A 25,455-nucleotide genomic window follows, 5' to 3' on the forward strand; every position below is an offset into this window, starting at 1 on the left:
AGAGCCCGGCACCTGTGGCGTGGATCACCTGAATGAACGACCACGTGGGCGGCCCGTTGGGGTATCCTCGGCGACTCGCTCTCCAGGTAGTCAAATTTGAGGAATGCGTTGTCGCTCTCGCACGGACCCGATGATTCGACCCGCGAACCCGCCCAGGAACCCGTTCAGCACCTCGCCCAGGAACCCCCCGAGCACCCCTCCCCCGTACCCGAACTCCTCCGCCACTCCGCCGTCTTCCTCCCCTCGGATCCGCCCCGAGCCGGACGGATCGCCTTCTGGTCACCGGACGGCGAGCCCCTGCCGGGTGACGGCGACGCTTCCCCGAGCGACACCGGGATCACGGTCGTCGAGGGCGACTCGCTCCAGGCCGTGACCGTCGCCGCCCTCACCCTCTCCGTACGGGACGCCCTGCCGTTCCTCGCCCGTGCCCGGTTCTCGGACGCCGCCTCCCCCGCGACCGCCTTCTGGGGCGCCGCGTCCCTCTTCGCCCTGGACCTCGTCGCACGCGGTCTCCTGCTCCCCGGCGTCACTGCCGGCGACCACGACGCGTGGCACGCCGGGCCGCTCGGCTCCCAGGAACTGGCCGAACTCCGCACCCTCGCCGCGTCGATGCCGCCTGCCGCGCACGCCGTGCCCCTGCCCGTCCAGAGGCACCCGGCCGACGGCGCACCCGCGTCCGGTGACGAGCCCTTGATGCTGCCCGAGCCCGAGGCGCTGCTCCGGGCCTTCGCCGACGCGGTGGCCGACACACTGCCCCGTACCCCGGCCGCCCCGCTCGCGGCAGGCGGGCCCGCGTTCGCGGCCGACGCGCCGCAGACCGTTCCCGAACAGCGGGCGTGGGCCGCCGACGTGGCGGCGGTGCACGACGCGGGCGTCCGGCTCTCGATCCGGCTCGAACTGCCCGGCTTCACCACCGAATCGCGGGAGGCACCCGCCTTCCGGGCAGTGCTCCAGCTGCACGGGGTCGCCGACCCGGCCCTGGTCGCGGACGCCGCGGAGGTGTGGGCGGGCTCCGGCCGGGCGGGGGCCGCGTTCGGCCCCCGGGCCCGGATGGACGCCCTCCTCGCCCTCCGGCGTGCCGCCCGTGCCTGGCCGCCGCTGTCCCCGCTTCTGTCGGCGGCCGTACCGGACACCGTCGAACTCGCCGACGAGGAGGTCGCGGAGCTCCTTGGCCCGGCGGCCGAGGCCCTCGCGGCGTCGGGCGTTCAGGTCCACTGGCCGCGCGAACTCGCCGACCGGCTCACGGCCCGCGCGGTGATCGGCCCGGCAGGAGCTGATGAAGGGGCCGGAGGGGAGGTTGGTGCCGAAGCGGGGATCTCCGGACTCCACGAGGGCGTCCGCCCCGACGCCTCTGATCCCGCCGGGGCCGCCCGCGCCTCCGCGCTGCCCTCCTTCCTCGCCGCGGACTCCCTCCTCGCCTTCAACTGGCGCTTCGCCGTCGGTGACGACGAGCTGACCCGGGCCGAGCTGGACCGGCTCGCCGAAGCCGGACGGCCTCTCGTACGGCTGCGCGACCGCTGGGTCCTCGTCGACCCTGCCGAGGTGCGCCGGGCCCGGTCCCAACGGGACCGCAAGGTCACACCGGTGGACGCCCTCTCGGCCGTCCTCACCGGCACGACCGAGGTCGACGGTCGCCCTGTCGAGGTGGCCGCGTCGGGCTGGCTGGAACGGCTGCGGGAGCGGCTCGCCGAGCCCGAGGGCGGGCGGCCCGAGATCGCGCAGCCCCCCGCGCTCGCCGCGACCCTGCGCGACTACCAGCTGCGCGGACTCGACTGGCTGCACCGGATGACCTCGCTCGGCCTCGGCGGCTGCCTCGCCGACGACATGGGCCTCGGCAAGACGATCACGGTCATCGCCCTGCATCTGCACCGGCAGACCGACCCGGCCTCCGCCGGACCGACCCTCGTCGTCTGCCCGACCTCGCTGATGGGCAACTGGCAGCGGGAGATCGAGAAGTTCGCGCCCGGCACGCCGGTGCGCCGCTTCCACGGCGCGACACGTGATCTGGAGGAACTCACCGACGGCGGCTTCGTGCTCACCACGTACGGCACCATGCGGCTGGACGCCGAGCGGCTCGCCGCCCGGAACTGGGGGCTCGTCGTCGCGGACGAGGCACAGCACGTCAAGAACCCGTACTCCGCGACGGCCCGGCAGTTGCGGACCATCGGGGCACGCGCGCGCGTGGCGCTGTCCGGGACACCGGTGGAGAACAACCTCTCCGAACTGTGGGCCATCCTCGACTGGACCACCCCGGGGCTGCTCGGCGGTCTGGGCGCGTTCCGCACCCGGTTCGCCGCCGCCGTCGAGGGCGGGCAGGACCCGGCCGCCGCCGAGCGGCTCGCCGCGCTCGTGCGCCCCTTCCTGCTGCGCCGGCGCAAGTCCGACCCCGGCATCGCCCCCGAGCTGCCGCCGAAGACCGAGACCGACCGGACCGTCTCCCTGACGCCCGAGCAGACCGGTCTGTACGAGGCGGTGGTGCGGGAGACCCTCGCGGCGATCGCCGAGGCCGACGGCATGGAGCGCCGGGGTCTCGTCGTGAAGCTCCTGACGGGCCTCAAGCAGATCTGCAACCACCCCGCCCAGTTCCTCAAGGAGGAGCGGCCGAGGATCGAGGGCCGTTCGGGCAAGCTGGAGCTGCTGGACGAGCTTCTCGACACCATCCTCGCCGAGGGCGCCTGCACCCTGGTCTTCACCCAGTACGTGGGGATGGCCCGGCTCCTGGAGGCTCATCTCTCGGCACGCGGCGTGCGGACCCAGTTCCTGCACGGCGGCACACCGGTCGCCGAGCGCGAGGCGATGGTCGCCCGCTTCCAGAACGGGGACGTTCCGGTCTTCCTCCTCTCCCTGAAGGCCGCCGGGACAGGGCTCAACCTGACCCGCGCCGAACACGTCGTGCACTACGACCGCTGGTGGAACCCGGCCGTGGAGGCACAGGCCACCGACCGTGCGTACCGGATCGGCCAGGACAGGCCGGTGCAGGTCCACCGGCTGATCGCCGAGGGCACGATCGAGGACCGGATCGCCGCGATGCTCGAGCGCAAGCGCGAGCTGGCGGAATCCGTCCTCGGGTCGGGCGGGGACACCCCGCCGGAGCTGACCGAACTGACCGATGCCGAACTGGCGGAGCTGGTGCGACTGCGAGGGGACGGACGATGAGCGGGTACGGACAGGGACGCGAGCACGGGGACGAGTACGGTCACGGGCGAGGCCACGCGTACGGGGACGACGAGCGGACGTTCGAGGCGCTGCCGCCGGTGAGTGGCGGCGGGTTCACCCGCACGTGGTGGGGACGGGTGTGGCTGAAGGCCCTGGAGGACACCGCGCTCGACGGGCAGCAGCTCAAGGCGGGCCGTCGGCACGCGCGCGCGGGGGCGGTGGGCGCCGTCTCGGTGCGACCCGGCCGGATCACCGCGATGGTCAAGGACCGTGACGGCACGGCGTACCGCGGGGACGTGCTGGTGCGGGAGTTCTCGGAGGAGCAGTGGGAGCGACTCCTCGACCTCGCAGTGGACAGCGCGGGCCACATCGCCGCGCTCCTCGATCGCGAGATGCCGCCGCACCTGGTGGAGGACGCGGCGGCGGCGGGGCTCGACCTGCTGCCGGGCATCGGGGATCTGGACGCGGAGTGCGACTGCGAGGCCTGGGACCACTGTCCGCACACGGCGGCGCTCTGCTACCAGGTCGCCCGCCTCCTGGACGAGGACCCCTTCGTGCTCCTCCTGATGCGGGGACGTGGCGAGCGGACCCTCCTCGACCAGCTGCAGGCGCGCAGCGCCTCACGGGCCGCCGCGCCGGCCGCGCGGGGCGCTGATGAAACGGCCGGCACGCCGGGTGACGGCCCCGACGGGGACGGCGGAATGCCCGGCGTGCCGGCCGAGGAGGTGTTCGCGGCGGGGTTCCTCTTGCCACCACTGCCGATGCCTCCGGTCGCCCCGGCCGCGCCCGGCCGGTCACCCTCCCTGGACACGGACACCCCGCCGGAGCCGGGGGTGGACCCGGCCGCTCTGGAGTTCCTGGCGGCCGACGCGGCGGCCCGCGCACACCGGCTGCTCGGGGAGTTGACGGGCGGCGCGGGCGCGACCGGTCCGGCCTGGCCCCGTCTGACGGCCGCTCAGGACGCGGTCCGGCTCGCGGTGGGCGCTCCCGCTCCCTGGATCGCGGCGCGGCTCGCCTCCGGTTCGGGGAGGTCGCGAGTGGAGCTGGACCTCGCCACGCGCGCGTGGCGCTTCGGGGGCGTCGCCGCCCTCTCCGTACTGGACGAGGAGTGGACGCCCGACGCGGAGGCACTGGACCGGGCCGGGGCCCGGCTGGCCGAGGCATGGGCGGACGACGAGCGGCCGGTGCTGCGGCGGGCGGGCGGCGCGCGGTGGACGGTGGTGGGCGCGGACGCGCAGCTGCGGCTCGGCGAGGACGGGCGCTGGTGGCCGTACCTGAAGGCGGGGGCACGCTGGGCCCCGGCGGGCCCGCCGGACCATGATCCGGCGGCGGCCCTGGCGGCGGCGTTCGCCGTCGGCACTACCGGAGCGGGTGACTGAGCGTGCCGCCGGTGGCGGCCAGGCTGCAGGTGACGATATCCGCTCCGAGGAGGTGACTCGTCCGGTACGGGTACTGGACGAAGGTCGTCCAGCGCGTGCCGAGCGGCTGCCGGGCGGCTTTGCGGCGGAGCGGTTCGCGGCAGAGCACGGTGGCGGCCTCCCGTACCGCCGCGTCGGTGGCGAAAGCGCCGACCAGGCGGGGCTGGACGACGACCTCGGCGTAGTGCGGTGTGTCGCAGCGCCGCCGGAGGGCCGTCCCGGGCGTGTCGCGGTCGACGTCGAAGCAGTCGCCGGTACGCAGCGCCTCGTACGAGACAGGCCGCTCAGGGACGGGGCCGCTCGGGGAGCGGTCGTCGCCGGCGGGGCGGGGGCTGTTCGCGGGGTCGTCGCTCGCGGTCCGGGACGGCGCCGCTGACGTGCTGCCCAGCGGCCGCCCAGGGCGGTCTTCGGGCGCCGCACCGGTCGGTCTGCCACTCGTGGTGGAGCTGCCCGTGGGCCTTCTGACGCTCGGCGTCCCGGCCGCCCCCGGCCCGTCCGTCGGGGTGGGAGCCGCCGGTCCCGTCGCGAGGGTGACGACGGGGGACGGCGCGCCGGCCGGGTCCCCGCCCGGTCGGCCGTCGGCGAGTCCGGCGCCTTCCGCGCCGCCCCGGGTGGTCAGGAAGGCGCCGGCCACGAGGGTGGCCGTGAGCAGCGGCACGAGCGGTACGCCGAACCACCGGGCACGCCGCGCCGCCGGCCCCGACCGGGACGCGCCACACCGTACGGACGGGGCCGACCAGGCGGACGTGCCGCCGGCCGCGCGGCGCTCGCCCCCGAGGGGGTCGTTCGCGAGGGGCTCGACCACGCCGGGGTCGGCCGAGCGAGGTGTGGTGGTGGGGGTCGGCGGATGGGACACAGGGACCAGGTTCTCCGGTCCGCGGCGGCGCGTCCGGCGTTCACCGGCTGCGGGACCCGACCCGTACAGAATCGTGACGATCGCCGACCGCACGCCCCGTCGCCACCGCCGCTCCCCCGTCACCGCCGCCGCCTGATCACAGCCGCCTACAGGCCGAGCTGGCGCTCCGCGCCCTCGACCGTCTGGGCGAGGAGCACGGCGATGGTCATGGGGCCGACACCGCCGGGGACCGGGGTGATGAGGGAGGCGCGCTCGGCGGCCGAGGCGAAGTCGACGTCACCGATGTTCCCTGGGTTGTAGCCGGCGTCGATGACGACGGCGCCCGGCTTGATGTCCTCACCCTTGATGAAGTTCGGCTTGCCGACGGCGGCGACGAGGACGTCGGCCTCGCGGACGACCGAGGAGAGGTCCTGGGTGCGGGAGTGGCAGTAGGTGACGGTGGCGTCGCGGCCGAGGAGGAGCAGACCTGCCGGCTTGCCCAGGATGGCGCTGCGGCCGACGACGACCGCGCGCTTGCCGCTGAGTTCGACGTCGTACGCGTCGAGGAGGCGCATGATGCCACCGGGCGTACAGGAGACGAAGCCGGGCAGGCCGAAGCCCATGGCGGCGAACGACGCCATGGTGACGCCGTCGACGTCCTTCTCGGGGGCGATGGCCTCGAAGGCGGCGCGCTCGTCGATGTGCGGGCCGACGGGGTGCTGGAGCAGGATGCCGTGGACCTCGGGGTCCTCGGAGAGGGCCGTGATGGCGGCGACGAGCTCCTGGGTCGTCGTGGCGGCGGGCAGCTCGACGTGCTTGGAGCGGATCCCGGCCTTCGCACAGCGGTTCTGCTTCATCTTCACGTACGTGACGGAGGCCGGGTCCGCGCCGACCAGGACGGTCGCGAGGCACGGCGTGACGCCGGTGCGGCGCGTGATCTCGGAGGCTCGCGCGGCGGTCTCCTCGACGGTGCGGCGGGCGAGGGCCGTACCGTCCATGAGGGTGGCGGTGCTGGTGGACATGGCAACTCCTGGGCGTCGTCTCTGACCGGTGGTTCGCCCAGGCGCACGGCATCGGCACGGCCGTGCCACCAGGGCACGCTCCGCCGGGCCGCTCCCCGGTGGTGATCCACCTCAAGCGCCAGTCACGGCCCGGGCCCCACTCTACGGGAGGGGTCGCGCTCCGGTCCCGGACAGGGGCATATGCGCGGGTATGGGGAAGTTGTCGGCGGCCTCCGGGCCCACGGCCCGCACCACACCCGCCCGCCTACCCGCGCACGAACACGGGCACGGGCGAGGAGGTACGCCCAGGCGCGTACGCGACGGACGGGAGCATCTCCTCGCGGTCTGCGGCGCCTCGGGGCGGATGCCGCGGGTCGCGGGGCATCCGGGCGCCCCGCGCAAGGCCCGCGGGGGTGACCTTCGTGGCGGGGGCTCGCTGGCCGGAGGCGGCGGCCGGCACGAACGCGCCGGGCACCGCCCTCGCCCTCGTCCGCCCGGTGCAGGTCGCCGCGGAGCACTTCCGGCATCCCGTGCGGGCCTGGACCTGTGCCGCGGACCCGTGCACGACCCGCACACCGGTCGGGTGCTCGGCGCGGTCGACATCACCGGCGGCGAACGGCTCGCACACCCGCACAACCTCGGCTTCGACCAGGGGTGGCGCGGGCGGCCGAGTCCACTCGCCCTGCTCGGGCCGCCCCCCCTGACCCGGGGCGGCAGGCTGTCGGCGCTCGGCCAGGCCTTTCCGCGGCCGGGTGAGCGCCCAGACGGCCTGAGCAGGCATACGTCCGCGTCCACCAGCACGCCGCCGGAGCCGGCAAGAAGGGGGTCCCGCCGGCGAGCCGCACGACTGGGGTCGCGCCCTCGTGAGCGGGCAGGCGTGCTCTGTCCCACGCGGAGCACACTCGTCACGTCGCTGAGCGGGCCCCTCGCGGATAGTCTGGGATTCATGATCGAGTCCGGACGGCCGCTCCGTCGGAGCTACGGCTACGGCAGGCTCGTGCGGCTGTCGCCGGTGATTCTGACCGTCGTCATCGCCGGCCTGGCCTACGCCACTCCGCCGGAAATGGCCTTCAGCCGCCTCCTGCCCGCGGCGCCGGCTCTGGCCGCCGCCATGTGGCCGGTCCTCCCGACCGTCCTCCTCGGGACCGTCTGCCTCATTCTGATGATCGGCCTCAGCCTGGTCTTCCCCGGTCTCGGGACGTGGTGGACGTGTGGGGGGATCGTCGCGGTGACCGTGGCCGCCGCATACGGAAGCCATGTCCGGCTTCAAAGGGAGCGCACGCTCATTCAGGTACGGCTCGTCGCCGACGCGGCCCAGCAGGTGGTGCTGCGGCCCCTGCCGCACCGTTTCCGGAACGTCGAGATCGAGTCGCTGTACCTCGCGGCCGCCGCGGAAGCCCGCATCGGCGGGGACTTCTACGAGGTCGTCGACACCGCGTACGGCGTACGGCTGCTCATCGGAGACGTGCGGGGCAAGGGCCTGCCGGCAGTAGGGGCGGCCGCGGCGATCGTCAACGCATTTCGGGAGGCGGCTCACGGCGAGGCCTCCTTGGCCGACGTCGCCCGCAGGCTCGACGCCAGCTGTGCCCGGCACAACGCCGCCCATCCACCCGAGGCACCGATGGAACGCTTCGCCACAGCGCTGCTCGTCGAGATCCCGCATCAAGGCAGCCACATCACCATCGTCAACTGCGGACACCCACCGCCCTTGATCCACACCTCCAAGAACGTGCGCACCCTCGAGCCGACCGTCCCATCGCCCCTGCTCAGCCTCGCGGAATTGATCGGTGACCAATACCGTGCGGACTCCTTCGACTTCGCTCCCGGCGAGCTTCTCCTCCTCTACACGGACGGGATCGCCGAAACCCGTGCCCGGGACGGTGAGTTCTTCCCGTTGACAGCATGGATGCGCCGACAGCCCGCCACGCCTCCCCGTGATCTGCTCACGGCTCTGCACCACGAACTCCTCCGTCACAGCAGGGGCAGTCTCGACGACGACATCGCCGCCTTGGCCGTACGCCTGCACACGCCGTGACCCATGCCAGTGGGCGAGGTGTCGCCCCACGAACCCTGGAGACCCTCACCGGCTGGGCCTTCGCCGCCTTCCGGGGCGACGGCCTGGAATGCCTCGAACTCCTCCACCGGCGGGCGGGCGGGGACATCAAGGCACGGGCAGGGCCTGTTCCGCCCAGATCGTCTTGCCTGTCGGCAGGTAACGCGTACCCCAGTGCTCGGTGAGCTGGGCGACCATGAACAGTCCCCGCCCGCCCTCCTCGTCGTTGCCGGCGTAACGGGCATGCGGTGAGGTGTGCTGCGAGTCGGAGACCTCACAAATGAGAGAACGGTCCCGGATCAAGCGCAGACCGATCGGGCCGGAGGCGTGACGGATCGCGTTGGTGACCAGTTCACTGACCACCAGTTCCGTGGTGAAGGCCAGATCGTCCAGTCCCCACCGTCCAAGCTGTTCCGCAGCCACCGAACGTGCGCGAGCGACGAGCGCGGGGTCCGAAGGCAACTCCCAGGCCGCCACCTGGCGTGCGTCCAGCGCACGGGTGCGCACGACAAGGAGCGTCGCGTCGTCCCGCACACGATCCGACACCAGCTCCGCGACGATCTGGGCGCACAACAGGTCGCACGACGATCCTCGCTGCTCCCCGAGTACAGCCGCCAAGCGGCCCAACCCCACGTCGACGCCTTGCCCCCGGGCCTCCGCGAGGCCGTCGGTGAACAGGACGACGAGGCTTCCTGCGGCGAGTGCCACTTCCGCGTGCTCGTACGGAAGCCGTCCCACGCCCAGGGGAGGCCCCGGTGGCAGAGGAAGGAAGCCGACGGGGCCGTGCGGCTGCACCACAGCCGGCGGCAGGTGTCCCGCCGCCGCCCAGGTGCTCGTTTCGGAAGCCGGATCGTAGATCCCGTAGACGCACGTCGCCCCGACGGCGCCACTGTCGTCCGAGCCCTTCACGTGCTGGTCCGACGCGTCCTTGCCGACTTGATCGTTCAGCCGGGCCAGGAGTTCGTCGGGCGCGAGGTCCAGCTCGGCCAGGGTGCGCACCATCGCGCGCAGGCGCCCCATCGTGGCAGCGGCTCCCAGCCCGTGGCCGACAACGTCCCCCACGACGAGTCCGACACGTGCGCCGGACAGCGGAATGACATCGAACCAGTCGCCGCCGGCACCGAGGTGGCTGTCGGCGGGCAGGTAGCGGCTCGCCGCCTCGACCGCGCTCAGCTCGGGCAGCGATCGTGGCAGCAGACTGCGCTGGAGCATGAACGCGGCGGTGCGCTCTCGTCGGTACCGCCGGGCGTTGTCGATGCACACAGCAGTCCGCGACGCCAGCTCCTCTGCCACCTCCCGATCGCCGTCGTCGAAGGGTTCCGAGTCGTCGCCCCGCACGAAGGTGACAAGGCCCAACGGCGTCCCCCGCACGATCAGCGGGACGCACAGTCGTGTCGGCGCGACCACGGCGTCCGCGGTCGCGCGGCCCCCTGCCAGGCTCTCGACCTGCGGCGATCCGGCGGCGTACGCGACCCGCTCGCCCAACCGGGAGGGTTCTCCGCCGGAATCGGCCACGCGTACCAGGTCCCATGTCGTGACGGGCTTCGGTTCCTCTCCCTCGAGCACTTCTGCCGCCACGTCGACCAGCACGGTGTCGGCGTACTGCGGCACGGCGATCTTGGCGAGCTCGGCTGCCGTTCCGGACGGGTCGAGCGTCGCCCCGATCCGTGCACCGGCCTCCGCGAGGAGCGCGAGGCGCTGCTGCGCACGGTAGTGGTCGGTGACGTCAATGGACTGTTCGCACACGCCCACCGGCTCTCCCCTGCCGTCCAGCAGGCGGAAATAGGAGGAGGACCAGACGCGCTCACGCCGCGGGTCGGCCGGGGCGCGCCCTCGGAAATGCACGTCGATGACCGGCTCACCGCTCTCGAGGATCTGTTGGACGAAGTCCTCGGGCGGCGCCAGATGCTCGGTGGTGAGGACATCGCCGGGGAAGAGTTCGGTCATGGAGCGTCCCAGCGATGCCGTGAGGTCGCCGCCGAGCTCTCGGATGCTGGATGCGTTGGCCCACAGGAGGCGCGCGCCGGGGCCGTAGATGGTCAGTGTCACGGGCGACTGGGTCACGAGCCCCTGCAGCATCGCCTGGCGGGTCTCCCACCAGCGAAGCTCCTCCAGCTCGGCCGCCATGAGGACGGCGGTGGGGGCCCGGCCGGTTGGATCCCCGTCGGGGGCGGTGGTCAGGGGACGCAGAGTCACTGCCACGCGTACGGTGTGTCCGCTGCGGTGGCGCACGTCCACGACGGCACTGCGTGCTTCACCGAACAGCGGCTGCTGGTCCGGTCGCCGCTCTTCCGGTCCGTCGCGATCGGCGTGCGGAGTGATGAGCAGGTCCGCCGCGGGGTGTCCCAGTACCTGCGAAGCGGGATATCCCAGTAGTGCCTCGGCCTCACGACTCCACCCGACGAGCACTCCGTCCGCGGCGATCAGGGCGAAAGCGGCCGGAGGCGGACCGAGGTCCCCGTCTTCGTCCGCCCCGGCGCGAGGAGTGAAAGGTAGCCCTTCCATGGTCCTATCATCCTTCGGCGCGGTCGCGACTGCAGTTGCTCTCGGTCCGGTCCGGACGGCCACCACACAGCGCGGTCGGGGCGCGACCCACGGTGTTCGCTCGTGAGTCCGGTGGCACGGGGCATGACGGCGTTGCAAAGGCTCGCGCTTCCGCGTTGGACGGGGGGCATGGATGAGCCTCGGCAGCCAGGACGGTGTGCTCGTGCCCAGAATCGTCCTGGTGCCTGTCTCCGTGGTTCTCTGGGCTCACCTACGGTGAATTCGGCGGCCCAGGTCGTCCCAGGCGGGCCGGGACGAGAAGCAGCTGTTCGGCGTGGACCGGCCGATGCGTACCTGTGCCGGCAGGAACGAGACCGGTCTCCTCGTCCCCGCCGGGGGGGCGGCCCGGCAGGGATTCAGGTCAGCATCGTGGCTCCCTCCATGGGGCCGCCCACGCTGTTCTCGGATGCTGTTCACGGCTTGCGTCCGCACCACGCCACGAGGCGGTCGATGGCCGGGGCGTGCGCGTCGACGTCCACCGCGGCGCCGAACGGCGCACCGTCGCGCGGCCCGGTGGGCAGCCCGCGCCTCATGGCGGCGTACGAGATCGCCACGAGTTCGGGGTCCCAGTCGGGGAGCTGTCCGGTCGCGGTGGCCATGTCCCAGGTGTGCACGGTGAATTCAGAGGTCCAGACGGCTGCGGCGGCGGCACCCGGAAGGCTACCGAACGGCAGTGTCAGTGTCCGGCCCAGGATCGCGGGATCCGCCCACGCTGCCTCGACTTCACGCACCGCGGCGTCCCACGCCTCTCGCCATTCGGTGTCCGCGAGGTCGTCGGCGACCGTGGGGAGACTCGTCACGTCGCCGCCGCGTCCAGCGAGGGCGATCCGGCGCAGGACGGCGACGAGGTGCTCGGCCAGCCGCCGGACGGTGAATTCGGTACAGGGCGTGGGCCCGTCGAACTGCTCGGGCCGGACTGCGGCGACGGTGTGTCCGGCCAGCGCGATCGCCTTCAACAGGCTCTGGCGAGGGTCGTCGATGGGGTCGGGGGTGACATGGGAGCGCGGGGTGTTCTCGCTGTGCGTCATGACCCCATTCTGGAAGCCGAACAGGTCATCTCCTGGCCAGTTTCCGGAAGAGAATGGTCGGTGTGAGAGCCGATCGCCTGGTGGCAACCCTGCTGTTCCTCCAAACGCGCACCCGTGTGACCGTGGCCGAGGTCGCCGCCGAACTCGAGGTGTCGCCGAGGACCGCACGCCGCGACCTGGAGGCCCTGGCCACCGCGGGGATCCCCGTCTACTCGCAGCGTGGCCGCGGCGGCGGCTGGTCGCTGGTCGGCGGCGCGGCTTGGGTACGCCGGGCCCGGCAAGCCCGTCGGCGTGCGAACCGTCCATCCGCTCGGGCTCGTGGCCAAGGCCGGTCGAGACTACCTCGTCGCCGAGACGGAGCAAGGCTTGCGGACCTTTCGGCTCAGCCGGGTCGTCTCGGTCGAGGCAACCGGCGAGCCCGTCGTACGGCCGCCCGGCTTCGACCTTCCCACGGTCTGGCGTTCGTTCGCCGCGCGCTTGGAAGAGCGGCTGTACGCGGCGACGGTTCGGGCCCGCGCCGAGCCGGATGCCATGGCGATCCTGGAGCGGCTGTTCGACGGACGCCTGCACGTCGGCCCGACGCTTCCCGACGGGTGGACGGAGATACGGGTCGACGGGCCGACGCCGGAGGTCGTCGCGGCACAGCTGGCCGGGCTGGGGGCACGCATCGAGGTGCTGGACCCGCCGGAGGCAAGGGAGCGGCTCGCACGTCTGGCGGTTGAGCTGGCCGGTGTGTACGGACCGCCGGGTTCTTGCTGAGTAGAAGGTAGCGCCGGGCCTTACGGGTAACCTCCGGCACTTCCCCAGGCAGACCGACCACCACCCGGTCAACAGGCGACCGCTGCCGGGAGCCGGCCTCCTGCCTCTACCGCAACCACCGCCGGTCCCGCGGGGCCGGCACCGTCGAGCGCACGGTCGAAGACCTGGACCGGGCCGTGGTGGAGCAGCGGGCCGGTCAGTCGGTGTCAATGCCCCGCGCGGCGAAGACCTCTGCCGCGTCCGGCACGGCCAGAACGCCGTCCTCCACGAACGTGACCTCCCGCAGGTTGGGCAGCAGCGCGAGATCGTCGAGCGAGTGGACGTCGAACAGATCGTCCTCGCCGTCCCAGGCGGGGGCGCAGTGCCGGAAGACGACCGCTCCGGCGTCGAAGCACAGCTCTTCCACCCGGGCGAGCAGTTCGGCCGGGATCTCCAGGGCCTCGAAATGGTCCCGGGCCTCCGGCAGCACCTCCGTGTGGAGGCCGTTCTCCAGGACGTAGGACGCGGGGTCGCCGATGCCCCGTTCGGCCAGCTGCGCGGGCAGGTCGTAGACCGGGAGGAGCGGATCGGGGCCGTACATGAGCTCCTCGATGACGAGCAGCTTGAGATTGAAGTCGCGGAACCGGAGCATGGGGCATGAGTACCACAGAGGTACGACACGGGTCCGGCGCCCGTCCCCGGCCGGAGGCCGGCGCGCGAGCTCGCGGACGCCACGGCCGGTCCCGGCTTGACCGCGGTAGCCGCCGACGACGCCCTGGTCGCCCTCGACACCCCGGCCGCCGCGCTCATCCAGATCGGCCCGGAAGTCTCTCCGTCTGTGTGTCTGCGGCATGCTCCGACCGTAGGAGCCCTTACGGACGGCTACGATCCGCAAAGGCGGTGACCTCAGGAGGCGGGGAGAGTCGACACGACCTTGCCGGAGGCGTCGGCAGCGAGATAGCCGCTGGCCCTGTAGTCGTTGCTGAGGTAGAAGCGCAGTGTCGGGCGGTCGTCGTTGAAGGTCCAGCGGTCGACGATGACGTAGCGCATCGTGGGGTCGTCCACCTTGAGGTCGCGTTCGCCGCGCTTCATCAGCGCGGGGAGGCTGTCCCAGGGCATGGCGGACACGTCGAAGGGCTGCTCGTCGGCGTCGTCGGCGCCGATGGTGCCGCCGGGGCCGGTCTTCCTGGCCACGCCGGCCCGGTACTCGTACGCGTCGTAGGTCTTCGCGCCGGGCCGGGTCGGGATGTTCGCCAGGGCGTACTCCTCATAGACCGTCAGGTCCTTGATCGTCGTGGTGCCGCTCGCCCGGCGGAACTCCGCGATGACGGCACGGACGTTGGCGGTGGTGAGGAGGCTGCCGCGGACCTCGGACGCGGAGGCGGAAGGGACCGTGCCCGAGCCCTGGCCGGGGGTGCGTACGGCGCCGGTCGGCGAGACACCGCCCTTCGCCCCGGAGGTCCCGCCGCTGCCGTCGTCGCCGTCGGGGAACAGATTCACGACGCCGATCACCGCGGCGGCCGCCAGCGCGAGGCCGACGGCGACGCCTGCGGCGCGCTTGCGCGGGCTCGAGGGCGCGGGGGTGGGCAGCGTCGGCGGGCCGAAGCCGGCGCCCGGCGCGGCGGGCGGGCCGTAGGCGGGGTGCGGGTACGGCGCGGGCGCCGGCGCGTACGGGCCGGGGGCGGCAGGGACGTCGACGGGGGCAGAAGGAACAGCGGCGGGAGCTGGAGCCGCGGTCGCGCCCCCCTCCGCCTCCGCCAACAGCCGGTCCAGGAGCGCCCCGTCCGGCCGCTGAGCCGGATCGCGGACGAGGAGCCTGGTCAGTACGGGACCCAGCGCACCGGACCGCACCGGCGCGGGGATCGGGTCGTCGAGCACCGCGACCACGGTCGCCAGGCCGGTGGCGCGGCGCAGCGGGTGGTGGCCCTCGGCCGCCACGTACAGGAGCATGCCGAGCGACCACAAGTCGGAGGCCGGGTTGCCCTCCTCGCCGCGGACCCGCTCGGGGGCGATGAACTCCGGCGAGCCGATCAGGTCGCCGGTGGAAGTGAGCCGGGAGGTGGCGCCGTCGAACGCGGCGATGCCGAAGTCGGTGAGCACGGCCCCGCCTTCGTGGCGGAGCAGGACGTTGGCGGGTTTGACGTCGCGGTGCTGGATGCCGGCGGCGTGCGCGGCGCGCAGTGCGGAGAGGACCTGGCGGCCGAGGGCGAGCACCTCGGGGACGGGCATCGGGCCCGCAGCGAGCCGGTCGTACACGGAACTGCCCTCGACGAGCTCCATCACGATCCACGGGTGCGAGCCGTCCTGCGGCTCGACGATGTGGTGGATCGTCACGACGTGCGGGTTCGACAGCCGGGCCAGGGCACGGGCTTCGCGGACGGCGCGTTCGCGCAGCTGCGCGGTGAATCCGGGGTTCGCGTCCTCGACGGCTGGGTCGGGCGGGCGCACTTCCTTGAGGGCGACGTCGCGGTCGAGGGCGATGTCGCGGGCGCGCCAGACGGTGCCCATGCCGCCGCTGCCGAGTCGGGAGATCAGTCGGAAGCGTCCGTCGACCAGGGGTCTTCGGTCGTCATTCGTGCTCATGGGCGGTCATCGTAGGCGGTTTCGGGTGGCAGGCCGGAGGGGGCCCGGCCTGTCACCCGGCGCGGGGTGCGGCGAGGCGGCTACTGGGCCGTCTCGTACGCGCCGGACAGCACCCCCGACGCGCTGTGCGAGCGCTCCGTGTCGACGACCGGGCAACGGACCCCGCCGAGCGCCCACCGCTGCTGCGCCTCGGTCCGGGAGTTCTTTCCGTGGAACTCGACGGCGTGCGCGGATAAGTCGTGGACGAGGGCGGCAAACGGCTCGTCGAGCACGTCCGCGTCGAGGCCGGTCAGGGCCGTCTGCGCCAGGAGGTGATGCGACCGCGACTCGGGGTGCTTGTGCCGGGTCACGGGCGGTGATCCAGAGGCATGCCGATGAGTTCACCGTCCTCGGACGGTCTACCCGGTGACGCGACCCTTTTCCACAGGAGTGCCATGTCCACCATCCAGCCAGTGATCGTCACAGCCGACCAGGACGCCCTCCGTGGCTTCTACATGCAACTGTTCGGCGCCGAGGAGATCTTTCGGGTGCCGGAGGAAGGCCCGGCCTTCTACCTCGGTCTCCGCATCGGCGACACCGACCTCGGCCTGGTCGCCGACCCCGGCTCGGAGACCGGGGCGCCGCCGCGGATCCTGCTCAGCATCGGTGTCGACGACGTCGACGAGACGCTCGGCCGGGTAACGGCCCTCGGCGGCTCGGTCCGCAGCGGCCCCAACGACATGCCGTGGGGACAGCGCGTCGCTCACATCCAGGACCCCGACGGCAACCCGCTGAACCTCACCCAGCCCATCCCTGCCCGGTGACGGCACTGCGGGATGCTCGTGCTGAATGAGGGTCCCGCGGCGGTGTCGGTCCGCTGAAGTATCCTTCCCGCCATCGCACACCGACTCGGAGGACCAAGAGAATTGACCGGCCTGCCTGCTTTCCCGCTGCCCTTTCAGACTTCCCGTTCCATATCGTTCGCCACACCCCGAACGCTGCGGGAAATCGAGATGATGCGGTGCAGCTCCCACATTCGGGCGAAGCCGGGGTGGTTCGACAAGATGAACGACGCCGGCATCGTCGCCAGGTGGAGGGAAGAGGCGGTCTCCCAAGGTCTGACTGAAGCACAGGTGCGGTACGTGCTTGACGAACTCGCGCATTACGCCACCTTGCGGGACGGACGAACCGGCGTCGAGGTGTCCGCCGTCGACGGGGTGTGGCAGTCGGACACCCTGATCGACGACAAGCTCAGGGCACGGCTGCGCGAGGCGGTACGAGTTCTGGAAGAGGTCCCCGAAGCGGAGCTGGACTGGCATCCCGGATCCGACGGCCAGGTACTGGATCTGGTGCATCCCTCCCTGTTCTGCCTGGTGAGAGAGGTGAGCGGCGGACCGGAACGGGCTTGGCAGAACCCCACGGACCGCTACTCGAAATACGAATTCTCGGAGAAGTTCCAATGGCTGCCCACAGACGTCGACGTCAGTGATGACGGCGATGTCACCTTCCGTTCGTACGTCAACAACGTTCACCCCGAGACTCATCACGAACTGGTTTCTGTCCTCCCGGACTTGTTCGCGCGCATGCGTCCACTTCTGGAGAACGTCCTCACCGATCTGCGCCATCCGCGCCCCCTTCGCATCCCGGTCGATCCTTATGAGTGGTACGACTCGGAGCCGGTGCACCCGAACACATCCGACTACAGCGACGAGGCGGCCTACGCGGAGGCCCTCCGCGCATGGGAACGGGCCCAGGACGACTGGTGGGAGAACCGCCGCCCGGTCATACCGGACGCCCCTGCCTTCACCACGCCCGCGTTGCCCGATGAATCCGCCCGAGTCGACCTGCGCGGCCGCGGTCTCCAGGTCATCGTCAAGCTCGCCACCATTCATCTCACCCCGGACAAGCCCGAGTACCCCGGGGGTTCCTGGCACGTCGAGGGAATGTTGAACGAGCGGATCGTCGCGACCGGCATCTACTACTGGGACAGCGAGAACATCACCGAAAGCCGGCTGAGTTTCCGGGCGGCACTAGACGACCCGGAATACGAGCAGAACGACGACAACGGCATGCGTGAGGTCTACGGGCTCGAGGACGAAGACGCGTTGAACCAGATGTTGGGATCGGCATCGACCCCTGCCGGCCGCTGCCTGGCGTTCCCGAACGTCCTGCAGCACCGCGTCGGCTCATTCCGCCTCTCGGACGCCACGCGCCCGGGGTACCGCAAGATTCTCGCGTTCTTCGTGGTCGACCCGTCGGAAAGGATCGTCTCGACCTCCGACGTGCCACCGCAGCAACCCTGGTCCGCAACCTCGACCATGACGCTTGAGCAGGCCAGGAACTACCGCGAACAGCTCATGCAGGAGCGCAAGTTCTTCGTCGACGAGCACAACGAGCAGCTCTACGAACGGGAATTCTCTCTCTGCGAGCACTGAGAGCGCGAACGCCCTGCACAGGGTGCCGATGCGGCGGGTGGAGCGCCCTGCCCACCGCATCGGCGGTTGCCCCGCAGCCGGGCGTGGGGCGTGGGGCGACGACTTCGGGCCTCAGGCGATCGACTTGGCACCAGAAGTCGGAGTACGGCTTTTGCGCCCTGGGGTCAGGCCGTTGCTCACTGCGATCTACGCCCTGCGGCCGCCAGGCATGCGGTCGTGTCCGCCGCGCGGATCCTCTCCAGGGTGGGATCCCCCCCGGAAACGTGCTGATTCGGGCTGCAGCGTCACGGCGGATCCCCTCATCCGGCAAGGCACCGCTCCTCCTTCATCGTCCGTCCGGGTCCGCGGCCTCGCTCCCTCGGCCGGGGCAGACATCCCGCTGCCGGAGATATCCGGGGCTTACGGCTTCGCGAGAACGGCCTTCGGGCGGTGTCGGCGTTTCAGCCATGCGCGGCTGCTGCCATGACCCGCTCGTGGAGGCGGTCGATGCATACGGCACGAACACCCATACGCCTACTCATGGGGTTCGCACTGTGTCCGAAATACATGTGTTCGACGGAGCGGGCAGATCGTTGAGCCTCACGACACCCTGCAACCATCGCTCGAGGAGGCCGCCTTGCTCCCGCCGTCCACCGCCCCGGCTCCTCCCACCACCGGGCCCTGCCCGCCCGGGCTCCGAGTGGTCGAAGCGTCCTGCCTCCGCACCGTAGGTGCCTCCCGCGCGGCTCGTACGAGCATGAGGTGGGAGGGTTGACGAACAGCGACAGTTCCCCACATCAGCGTCGTGCCGCCGCGCACCCCGCGCCCGCCGACCGTCCGGCGGCGGTCGCCGGGGTCGTGTCGACGGAGGCACCGGCCGGGACGGTCCTCAACGTGGTGGGCGTCCACCTCTACCTGGAGAGAGACGGCCAGGTCCTGTTGGGCCTGCGGCATCCCGATTCGGCGTACGCGGGCGGCTCCTGGCACCTGCTGGCGGGCCACTGCGAGTCGGAGGCGGCGACCGCGTGCCTCGTGCGGGAGGCCTACGAGGAGGCCGGGCTGGTGATCGACCCCGAGGAGACGGAGCTCGTCCACATCGTGCACATGGTCGACCGGCCCGGCGACCGGCCCCGCATCGGCCTGTTCTTCCGCGCCCGCCGATGGGAAGGCGTCCCCGCCCTGCGGGAGCCCGACAAGTGCGTTCGCTGGCAGTGGTGGAACGCCAAGGACCTCCCCGAGCCGATCGTCCCCTACACCCGAGCGGTGATCGACGGCATCCAGCAGGGCCGGACGTACTCGGAGCTGGGGTGGTCGCGATGACCGGGTTCGACCGGGAAGGGGGCTGCGGCATCGCACACGGGGCAATGCTCGCCCGGACGGTCATCTCCCCGGTCCCGGCCTCTCGCCCGGCCGACTCCACCCGCCGCCCCACGGCCGCCGTGCCCGCGGCCCTTCCCTCGCACGCGAAGGACGGAACCCATGCCCCCTGACCACCAAGCCGTCGCGACGAGCGGCCTGCGCGCCGCCATGGTCGAACGTCTCACCTCCGCAGGGGTCCTGACCGACGCCCGGGTGCGCGATGCCCTGCTCCGCGTGCGCCGCGAGGTGCTGCTCCCCCACGCCTACGTCCGGGTCAGCGGCCCGGGTGCTGATCCGATCGACTGGCGCCTCCTCGCCGGCTCCCATCCCGACGATCAACGGGAGTGGCTCGACCTGATCCACAGCGACGAGTCGATCCTGTTCCAGCGCGACGGCGAACCCGTCGACGGACTCGGTCGCGGGCCGGTGAGCGGCGGACACATGACCTCCATGTCCACCTACACCCCCGCCACTGTCGAAGGCCTCCAGGCCCTGGACCTCGCCCCGGGCCGGCGCTACCTGGAGCTCGGCCCCGGCCCCGGCGTCTCCCTCGCGCTCGCCGCCACCATCGCCGGCCCCGGACTCGCGACCGGCGTCGAGCGGGACGGACACATGGCGGCCTTCGCACAGCGGAACCTCGACAGGCTCGGGGTCGGCGCGGTGGTGATCGAGGGCGACGCGCTCGAAGGACACGAAGCCCGGGCGCCGTACGACCGGATTCACTCCGGCATCGGCGTGCCCTGGGTCCCGCCGGCCTGGGTGGAGCAGCTCGCACCCGGTGGGCGGCTGCTCACCACCCTCGCGACCAGGACGCCGAGTTGGCCGGGACAGCTCCTTGTCACCCGGTCCGATCGCGGACGGGTCGAGGCCGTGCTGCAAGGGAGGCCGCGCGGGTACCGGCCGATGCTGGGCTATCCGTGGCTGTCGGCGCTGGACCACCGCGCGCGGATCACGGGTTGCCCCGGCACGGCGCGGCCCACCCGGCTCACGCCGCCCGCGAACGACGTGTACGGCTTCTGGCTGGCCGCGGCCTACCTCGCTCCGGGCCTGGTCCGGGACTTCCAGGCGGAGTCGATGACGATCGTCGCGCCTGAGGACGACTCCTGGGCTGTGGCCGGCCCCGGTGACGGCACCGTCCGCATCCACGGGCGACGCGACGTGTGGGCCGAACTCGAGGACCTGCACGACCGCTGGATCGAGGCGGGCCGCCCGGAGACGTACCAGGTCGACCTCGGCGACGGCAGCGGGATCCAGTACGTCACTTCCGGTGTGGGGCCGAAGGCACTGAACTGGGCGCTGCCGCCGATCACCACCGCGCCGAAACGGATGCCGTGACCGGCCCCGCGGAGCGCCACCGCCCCGCCCGCCCCGGAACCCCTCCACCGGAAGGGGGGTCGCGAGCGTGCCCCGGCACCGTCCCGAGGCCCCGGACCCCAGACAGGAGTGACGCATGACCCAGGAGCAGCACCCTCTTCCCGGAGCCGACGGCACCGCCACGGCGGCCCGCTGGCCCGAGGATTTCCTCCGTCACCGCGAGGGCGACGGCTGCCCCATGTGCGCGAACGACTACACCGCGGACGACATCGGCTGGGGCATCCTGCTCCGCCGGGGTGAAGTGGCCAACGCCTACCTGTGGCGCAGCGGACGTGTACGGGGCTACTGCGGGCTCATTCACCGTGGTGACCCGCACGTGGCCGAGCCCACCGACCTGACCGAGGCCGACGCCGCCGCCTACTGGCGCGACACCCTCGCTCTCGGCAGAGCTCTCACTGCCTTCTACGAGCCGGTGAAGATGAACTACTCCACCCTCGGCAACGTCGTGCCTCATCTGCACACCCACGTCTGCCCCCGGTACGCGGGGGAAGCCGATCCGGCACCGGGCAGGCCGCTGCCGTGGGAGTGCCTCAGCGGCGGGCGCCAGGACGAGACACAACTGCTGGCTGATGCCGCCGCGCTGCGCCTCCTGCTGGGGGACGCGTGAGCGACCACGGGGAGGGTCTCGCCGCCTTTCCGTCCGGTCGGATCACCGAGCACCGGTTCCCCGCCCGATTCGACAGGAGCCGCGCCCACTACGGAGCCCAAGTCCGACGCATGCTGGAACCGCCTGGCGAGAACGCGGAGCTCACCGCGCTGCTCGCCCGGCGTGCGGGAGGACGCGCGTGAGCGGCGGGCGGCACACCGTACCGGTGGACGTGCACCTGATCGTCGTGCGCGAGGGAGAACAGGGCCCGGAGGTGTTGCTGTCCCGGCGGGCGGGGGATGTGTACGCGGCGGGCCTGTGGCACGCGCCGTCGGGCCACGTCGAACGGGAGACCGTCGTCGCCGCCGTCGTACGCGAGACGCTGGAGGAGACCGGCCTCGTCGTGGCTCCGGCCGACGTGCGGGCGGCCGTCACGGTGCACCACCGGCCGCCGGGCGGGGACGCGCGAGTCGGGTTCTTCTTCGAGACCCGCCGCTGGCAGGGCACACCTCAGGTCATGGAGCCCGACAAGTGCGACGCGATCGGATGGTTCCCGCTCACCGCTCTGCCCGATCCGATGGTCGCCTACTGTCGCGCCGGTCTCGACGCCTACCGGGCCGGCGCCCCGGTCGCGCTGCACTTCCAGGACCCCGAAGACCCGATCGCCTACGACCCCCACCTCGACCGCCACCGGCCCGTGCCCGCGCCGGGCTCCCCCCGCCAGGAACCCGAGTGAGCGGTGCGGGACCTCACCGAGTGTGTCGTCGGCCGCATCACCTCCTGGGCGGACGCGTCGTGCGCCAGGGAGAACAGCCGGGGGTGGTGGTGCGTAGCGCGGCGGGTGTCGAGTGGTTCGTGAAAGTCCACCAGAACCGGACGTTCCACCGGCGTGAGGTGGAAGCCCTGTGGACGTCGGTCCCCACGCTCGGCGGTGCCGCGCCGCCCGGCTTCCCCGGCACCCGGCACCGGACCTCGTTCGACACCGTCACATGAGGAGAGACCAGTGGTGTACGTCGTTCGCACGGAGTGGAACCAGCACTACGCCGAGGGCAGGGGATTCCGGCCGCTCGGGGACAAGGAGCGGATGCTGCTGGCCGAGCACGTGCCCGCCCCGGAGGCCGGCGGGCGGGCGCTGGACGTGGGCTGTGGAACCGGCGACCTGTCGCTGCACCTCGCCGCGCTCAACTACACCGTCGACGCCGTCGACTTCGCAGACAGCGCGATCACCCGCGCCCAGCAACAGCATCCGGACGCCCCGCGGGTGCGCTGGATCCGCACGGACATCGAGCGCGACGACCCGGTGGAACTGGACGAGGACGGCTACGACCTCGTCGTACTGAGGCTGGTGGTGCCGTTCCTCTCGGACCGCACGCGGGTCCTTCACAGCCTTGGCGAGCGGCTGCGTCCCGACGGCGCGCTCGTCGTCATCACCCCGGTGAGCGAGCACACCCCGGAGGAGCGGCGGGGCATCGCGCTCGACGAGGACGAGATCGGTCTGCTGACCGGAGCCTGGGAGCGCACGGAGCGGTTCGACGCCGACGGGCTCGCGGTCCTGGTCCTGCGCGGCCCGTGCCATGCCGAGACCAGGTCGGTGGAACGGTGCCGACCGCCATCGGGGCCTGCGGTGACCACCGCCCTCGCGGTCGTCACCGACCATTGCGGGCGGGTCCTGCTCGGGCGCTCGCGCCGGGGCATGTGGGAACTTCCCGGCGGCGGGTCGATCGGCCCGGAGGCGTTCGAGGCGGCGGCGGTGCGCGAACTCTTCTCGAAGACGGGGCTCGTCGCCGAGGTGGACCACGCCCACGTGGTGACGATGCTCGCCGACGCCGCCGGCGACGTCCCTCGGCTCACCGTTGTCGTCCGCATCACCCGCTGGTCAGGGTGCCTCGCCGGCCCTCGGCCGGACCCGTTCCTCCGCTGGGAGTTCTTCGACCTGCACGCCCTGGCCTGTGTCGGCGACGTGCACGCCCCGACCGCGCACGCGTTGGAGGCTGTCTGGCCCGGCACCGTCCCCGACCTGTCCCCGGTGACGGCGTACCCGGTCCACTCGGTCCAGCCGCCGGTGCCGGGCGAGGCGGCCGAGGCCGTGCGCCGACGTCATGCCATGACGAGGGCCGTGGTCGCCGGCGGGTGGGCCCCGTCGATTTCGGTGCGGAAGGCGCTGGAGTCGGTGCCCCGGCACCGCTTCGCCCCCGAGATGAACCTCAGGGCGGCGTACGACGCCGGGGACGTCGCCCTCGTCACCCGCCGCGACGATTCCGGGCGGGCGACGAGTTCCGTGTCCGCGGCGTGGCTGCAGGCGGACATGATCGAGGGGCTCGGCCTGGAGCCCGGCGCGGTGGTGTGGGAGGCGGGGTCCGGTGGGTACAACGCCGAACTGCTCGCCCATGTCGTCGGTCCGGGTGGGCGGGTCGTCACGAGCGACATCGACGAGTGCGTGGTGCGCCGTGCCCACCGGTTCACCGCGGAGGCCGGGAGCGGGCGCGTCACCGTCGTCCATGGCGACGCCGCCCACGGCGCGCCCGCCCACCTCGTACCCCGCGGCGGGTTCGACGCGATCGTGATCACCTACAACTGCTGGGACGTCGCGGCGGCGTGGAGGGAGCAGCTGGCCGAGGGCGGTCGGCTCGTGCTGCCGCTCGAGCTCGGGGGTTACACGCGCGCGATCACCTTCCATCGGCGGGGGGATGTGCTGGTGGCGCGGCGGTTCACCCATTGCGGGTTCGTGCCCGACCGAGGCGCGCACGCCCGCACCGCCTCCGTTGCCGGCCTTCTGGCCGGTCAGTTGCAACTGCGCTTCGAGGACGGACCGGCTCGGAGCGTCGACGGGCTGGAGGATGCCCTGCGCGGGCGGCGGTACGAGATCGCCACCGGCGTCACCATGGGGCCCGGCTTCTCCTTCGGGTCGTTGCAGCTGTATGCGGCCACGACGCTGCCCGGCTTCTGCCGTCTCGCGGTCGCCGCCGACGGCCGGGATACCTCCGTGGTCCGGATCGCCACCGGCGCGGACGCCCCGGCCGTTCTCGGCGACGCCTCACTGGCCTACTTCACCCACGTACAGACCCGGCACAGCGAGATCCGAGAGGAGCGGGAATGGGAGTGGCACGTCCACGCCTTCGGCGATCAGGGCCCTGCCCTCGGCGAGAAGGTGTCGGCCGTGATCAGGTCCTGGGACCGGGACGTTCGCGGTGACGGCGGCAGCAGCACCGATCCGGTCGTCACCGTGCACCCCGCCGGAACGCCCGACCACCTGCTTTCGCCTGGACACGTCATGGACAAGAACCACTGCCGCGTCGTGGTGCGGTGGCCCGGCATCGCCTAGGAGGCGCTCGTCAGGGCGCCGACAGACGCCGCACCTGGCACTCGCCGCACGAAGGTGAGGAGAAGGCGAACCCGCTGGGAAGGGGACGTCGAAGACGTGCTCTCCGGACGGGGTCAGGACTTCGGCACGGTGTTGATGTAGTCGGTTCCGGCGCTGTAGAAGCCGTCCACCGTCTTCTGGACGTCCGCCGTGGAGACGGCCTCGTCGGCCTTGTAGTAGACCCAGTTGACCTTCACGTCCCAGGTGCGGGGACCACCGGCGAAGGGAAGGTCGACGAACCAGTTGCTGAAGTGGATGTCCATCTTGTCGCGCGGGACGTACTTCCCGGAGCTGGTGAACAGCACCTTGCCGTCCAGGGAGTAGATGACCTTTCCGTCCATGGCGGTGATCACCATGGTGTGCCAGCCCTCGAGCCTCCGGTTGAGCGTGTGGCTCACCCGGTCCGGCGGATCGGCCTTGTACCAGCTGACGTTGTCGAGCCGCGGACCCACCGAGCCCCAGCCGCCGTTCGGCAGGTACTCGAAGTCGAGCTCGCTGTAGTTCTCGGAGGAGTCCGAGGGGGAGATCGGGAAGAAGGTCTGGACGACGTGGTCGCCGTTGCGACCGCGCGTGGGCTTGTCGCTGAGGTGGACCCGGGCGGCGAAGGTCCCCGTGAAGAAGTTCTTGCCGGTGCTCTGCACCTCGACCTGCCGGGTGCCCTGCTCGGTGCCGTCGGTGGAGGACCGCAGCCTCAGGACCCTGCCCCCCTGGGCGGTCGGGTCGGAGGGGAAGCCGGCACCGGCGGTCTGCCAGGTGCCCTGGATCCCCGGCCCGCCTCCGCCGGTACGGATCTCCCAGCCGTGGGCGGCGAGTGAGGGGTCGTCGGCGCCGCTGTAGTGGAAGTCGTCGAAGAGGGTTCCCGGCGGTCCGGCCGGGGTCGGCGAGGCGTCCTGCGCGGGCGGGGCGGCGTCGGCGCTCCCGCCGGAAGCGGGGTCGGCGGAACACGCGGCGAGTACGCACAGGAGGGCGGGCAGCGTGAGCACGGTCCACGCGCGGCGACGAGGGGTGCGGCGGGGCTGGCTCACA

The 25,455-nt window shown here is 72.1% G+C and carries 19 protein-coding genes, 2 pseudogenes and 1 riboswitch; of the genes and pseudogenes, 13 read left to right on the top strand and 8 right to left on the bottom strand.

Annotated features, from left to right (window positions below):
- The first annotated feature begins 108 nt into the window (after positions 1 to 108).
- Together ACZ51I_RS06110 and ACZ51I_RS06115 are read left to right on the top strand one after the other, a co-directional pair.
- Complete coding sequence (locus ACZ51I_RS06110) at positions 109 to 3,156, top strand: DEAD/DEAH box helicase (protein WP_468871861.1); 3,048 nt, start codon at positions 109 to 111, stop codon at positions 3,154 to 3,156.
- Complete coding sequence (locus ACZ51I_RS06115) at positions 3,153 to 4,535, top strand: SWIM zinc finger family protein (protein WP_468871863.1); 1,383 nt, start codon at positions 3,153 to 3,155, stop codon at positions 4,533 to 4,535. Before ACZ51I_RS06110 ends, ACZ51I_RS06115 begins: the two co-directional genes overlap by 4 nt.
- Here the strand turns inward: ACZ51I_RS06115 and ACZ51I_RS06120 are convergent.
- Positions 4,516 to 5,430 (bottom strand): hypothetical protein, encoded by a 915-nt coding sequence (locus tag ACZ51I_RS06120; RefSeq protein WP_468871864.1) that lies wholly within the window; start codon positions 5,428 to 5,430, stop codon positions 4,516 to 4,518. The two genes, ACZ51I_RS06115 and ACZ51I_RS06120, sit on opposite strands and share 20 nt — an antisense overlap.
- Positions 5,431 to 5,576: 146 nt before the next feature.
- A complete protein-coding gene (locus ACZ51I_RS06125; protein WP_468871866.1) occupies positions 5,577 to 6,431 on the bottom strand; it encodes a bifunctional 5,10-methylenetetrahydrofolate dehydrogenase/5,10-methenyltetrahydrofolate cyclohydrolase in 855 nt (284 codons plus the stop codon).
- Between the two features lie 28 nt (positions 6,432 to 6,459).
- A riboswitch (ZMP/ZTP riboswitch) is annotated at positions 6,460 to 6,567 on the bottom strand.
- A 789-nt stretch (positions 6,568 to 7,356) separates the two neighbouring features.
- On the opposite strand from ACZ51I_RS06125, the gene ACZ51I_RS06130 reads away from it, so the two are divergent.
- Positions 7,357 to 8,445, top strand: coding sequence for a PP2C family protein-serine/threonine phosphatase (locus ACZ51I_RS06130; RefSeq protein ID WP_468871867.1), 1,089 nt, complete (start codon positions 7,357 to 7,359; stop codon positions 8,443 to 8,445).
- 126 nt (positions 8,446 to 8,571) lie between these two features.
- Here ACZ51I_RS06130 and ACZ51I_RS06135 read toward each other — a convergent pair whose 3' ends face one another.
- Positions 8,572 to 10,968 (bottom strand): SpoIIE family protein phosphatase, encoded by a 2,397-nt coding sequence (locus ACZ51I_RS06135; protein WP_468871869.1) that lies wholly within the window; start codon positions 10,966 to 10,968, stop codon positions 8,572 to 8,574.
- Between the two features lie 452 nt (positions 10,969 to 11,420).
- Positions 11,421 to 12,035, bottom strand: coding sequence for a TIGR03086 family metal-binding protein (locus ACZ51I_RS06140; RefSeq protein WP_468871871.1), 615 nt, complete (start codon positions 12,033 to 12,035; stop codon positions 11,421 to 11,423).
- Between the two features lie 53 nt (positions 12,036 to 12,088).
- Here ACZ51I_RS06140 and ACZ51I_RS06145 point away from each other — a divergent pair.
- Positions 12,089 to 12,223: pseudogene (locus ACZ51I_RS06145) on the top strand (DeoR family transcriptional regulator); the annotation flags it as partial.
- Positions 12,224 to 12,254: 31 nt separating this feature from the next.
- Positions 12,255 to 12,794, top strand: coding sequence for a helix-turn-helix transcriptional regulator (locus ACZ51I_RS06150; protein WP_468871873.1), 540 nt, complete (start codon positions 12,255 to 12,257; stop codon positions 12,792 to 12,794).
- A gap of 196 nt (positions 12,795 to 12,990) precedes the next feature.
- Here ACZ51I_RS06150 and ACZ51I_RS06155 read toward each other — a convergent pair whose 3' ends face one another.
- From ACZ51I_RS06155 to ACZ51I_RS06165, 3 genes and pseudogenes are all read right to left on the bottom strand, one after another.
- Positions 12,991 to 13,425 (bottom strand): DUF6892 domain-containing protein, encoded by a 435-nt coding sequence (locus tag ACZ51I_RS06155; RefSeq protein ID WP_468871874.1) that lies wholly within the window; start codon positions 13,423 to 13,425, stop codon positions 12,991 to 12,993.
- A 254-nt stretch (positions 13,426 to 13,679) separates the two neighbouring features.
- The gene (locus tag ACZ51I_RS06160; RefSeq protein WP_468871875.1) at positions 13,680 to 15,356 is read right to left on the bottom strand and encodes a serine/threonine-protein kinase; all 1,677 of its coding nucleotides are present in this window, start codon (positions 15,354 to 15,356) and stop codon (positions 13,680 to 13,682) included.
- Positions 15,357 to 15,436: 80 nt separating this feature from the next.
- A pseudogene (locus ACZ51I_RS06165) lies at positions 15,437 to 15,667 on the bottom strand (acyl-CoA dehydrogenase); the annotation flags it as partial.
- 123 nt (positions 15,668 to 15,790) lie between these two features.
- Between ACZ51I_RS06165 and ACZ51I_RS06170 the strand changes: the two are divergent.
- From ACZ51I_RS06170 to fxlM, 8 genes are all read left to right on the top strand, one after another.
- Positions 15,791 to 16,159, top strand: coding sequence for a VOC family protein (locus ACZ51I_RS06170; protein ID WP_468871876.1), 369 nt, complete (start codon positions 15,791 to 15,793; stop codon positions 16,157 to 16,159).
- A 102-nt stretch (positions 16,160 to 16,261) separates the two neighbouring features.
- The gene (locus ACZ51I_RS06175; RefSeq protein ID WP_468871878.1) at positions 16,262 to 17,770 is read left to right on the top strand and encodes a DUF4246 domain-containing protein; all 1,509 of its coding nucleotides are present in this window, start codon (positions 16,262 to 16,264) and stop codon (positions 17,768 to 17,770) included.
- A gap of 750 nt (positions 17,771 to 18,520) precedes the next feature.
- Positions 18,521 to 19,069, top strand: coding sequence for an NUDIX hydrolase (locus ACZ51I_RS06180; protein WP_468871879.1), 549 nt, complete (start codon positions 18,521 to 18,523; stop codon positions 19,067 to 19,069).
- A 159-nt stretch (positions 19,070 to 19,228) separates the two neighbouring features.
- Entirely contained in the window at positions 19,229 to 20,443 is a 1,215-nt protein-coding gene (locus ACZ51I_RS06185; RefSeq protein ID WP_468871880.1) for a methyltransferase domain-containing protein, read from the top strand.
- A 115-nt stretch (positions 20,444 to 20,558) separates the two neighbouring features.
- Positions 20,559 to 21,089 (top strand): HIT family protein, encoded by a 531-nt coding sequence (locus ACZ51I_RS06190; RefSeq protein ID WP_468871881.1) that lies wholly within the window; start codon positions 20,559 to 20,561, stop codon positions 21,087 to 21,089.
- 178 nt (positions 21,090 to 21,267) lie between these two features.
- A complete protein-coding gene (locus ACZ51I_RS06195) occupies positions 21,268 to 21,804 on the top strand; it encodes an NUDIX hydrolase (RefSeq protein ID WP_468871882.1) in 537 nt (178 codons plus the stop codon).
- Positions 21,805 to 21,887: 83 nt separating this feature from the next.
- Positions 21,888 to 22,061, top strand: a complete 174-nt coding sequence (locus tag ACZ51I_RS06200; RefSeq protein WP_468871883.1) for a hypothetical protein — start codon at positions 21,888 to 21,890, stop codon at positions 22,059 to 22,061.
- A gap of 10 nt (positions 22,062 to 22,071) precedes the next feature.
- Positions 22,072 to 24,390 (top strand): methyltransferase, FxLD system, encoded by a 2,319-nt coding sequence (gene fxlM, locus ACZ51I_RS06205; RefSeq protein ID WP_468871884.1) that lies wholly within the window; start codon positions 22,072 to 22,074, stop codon positions 24,388 to 24,390.
- Positions 24,391 to 24,503: 113 nt separating this feature from the next.
- Here the strand turns inward: fxlM and ACZ51I_RS06210 are convergent, their stop codons facing one another.
- Positions 24,504 to 25,454, bottom strand: a complete 951-nt coding sequence (locus tag ACZ51I_RS06210; RefSeq protein ID WP_468871885.1) for a glycoside hydrolase family 16 protein — start codon at positions 25,452 to 25,454, stop codon at positions 24,504 to 24,506.
- Position 25,455 lies beyond the last annotated feature (1 nt).

Source organism: Streptomyces sp. NPDC034084 (genome assembly GCF_055575535.1).

Coding starts and splice junctions, on each gene's coding strand:
- ACZ51I_RS06155 (WP_468871874.1), bottom strand. CDS start 13,425: ATGCTCCGGTTCCGCGACTTCAATCTCAAGCTGCTCGTCATCGAGGAG.
- ACZ51I_RS06160 (WP_468871875.1), bottom strand. CDS start 15,356: ATGAGCACGAATGACGACCGAAGACCCCTGGTCGACGGACGCTTCCGA.
- ACZ51I_RS06185 (WP_468871880.1), top strand. CDS start 19,229: ATGCCCCCTGACCACCAAGCCGTCGCGACGAGCGGCCTGCGCGCCGCC.
- ACZ51I_RS06170 (WP_468871876.1), top strand. CDS start 15,791: ATGTCCACCATCCAGCCAGTGATCGTCACAGCCGACCAGGACGCCCTC.
- ACZ51I_RS06130 (WP_468871867.1), top strand. CDS start 7,357: ATGATCGAGTCCGGACGGCCGCTCCGTCGGAGCTACGGCTACGGCAGG.
- ACZ51I_RS06125 (WP_468871866.1), bottom strand. CDS start 6,431: ATGTCCACCAGCACCGCCACCCTCATGGACGGTACGGCCCTCGCCCGC.
- ACZ51I_RS06190 (WP_468871881.1), top strand. CDS start 20,559: ATGACCCAGGAGCAGCACCCTCTTCCCGGAGCCGACGGCACCGCCACG.
- ACZ51I_RS06115 (WP_468871863.1), top strand. CDS start 3,153: ATGAGCGGGTACGGACAGGGACGCGAGCACGGGGACGAGTACGGTCAC.
- ACZ51I_RS06135 (WP_468871869.1), bottom strand. CDS start 10,968: ATGGAAGGGCTACCTTTCACTCCTCGCGCCGGGGCGGACGAAGACGGG.
- ACZ51I_RS06140 (WP_468871871.1), bottom strand. CDS start 12,035: ATGACGCACAGCGAGAACACCCCGCGCTCCCATGTCACCCCCGACCCC.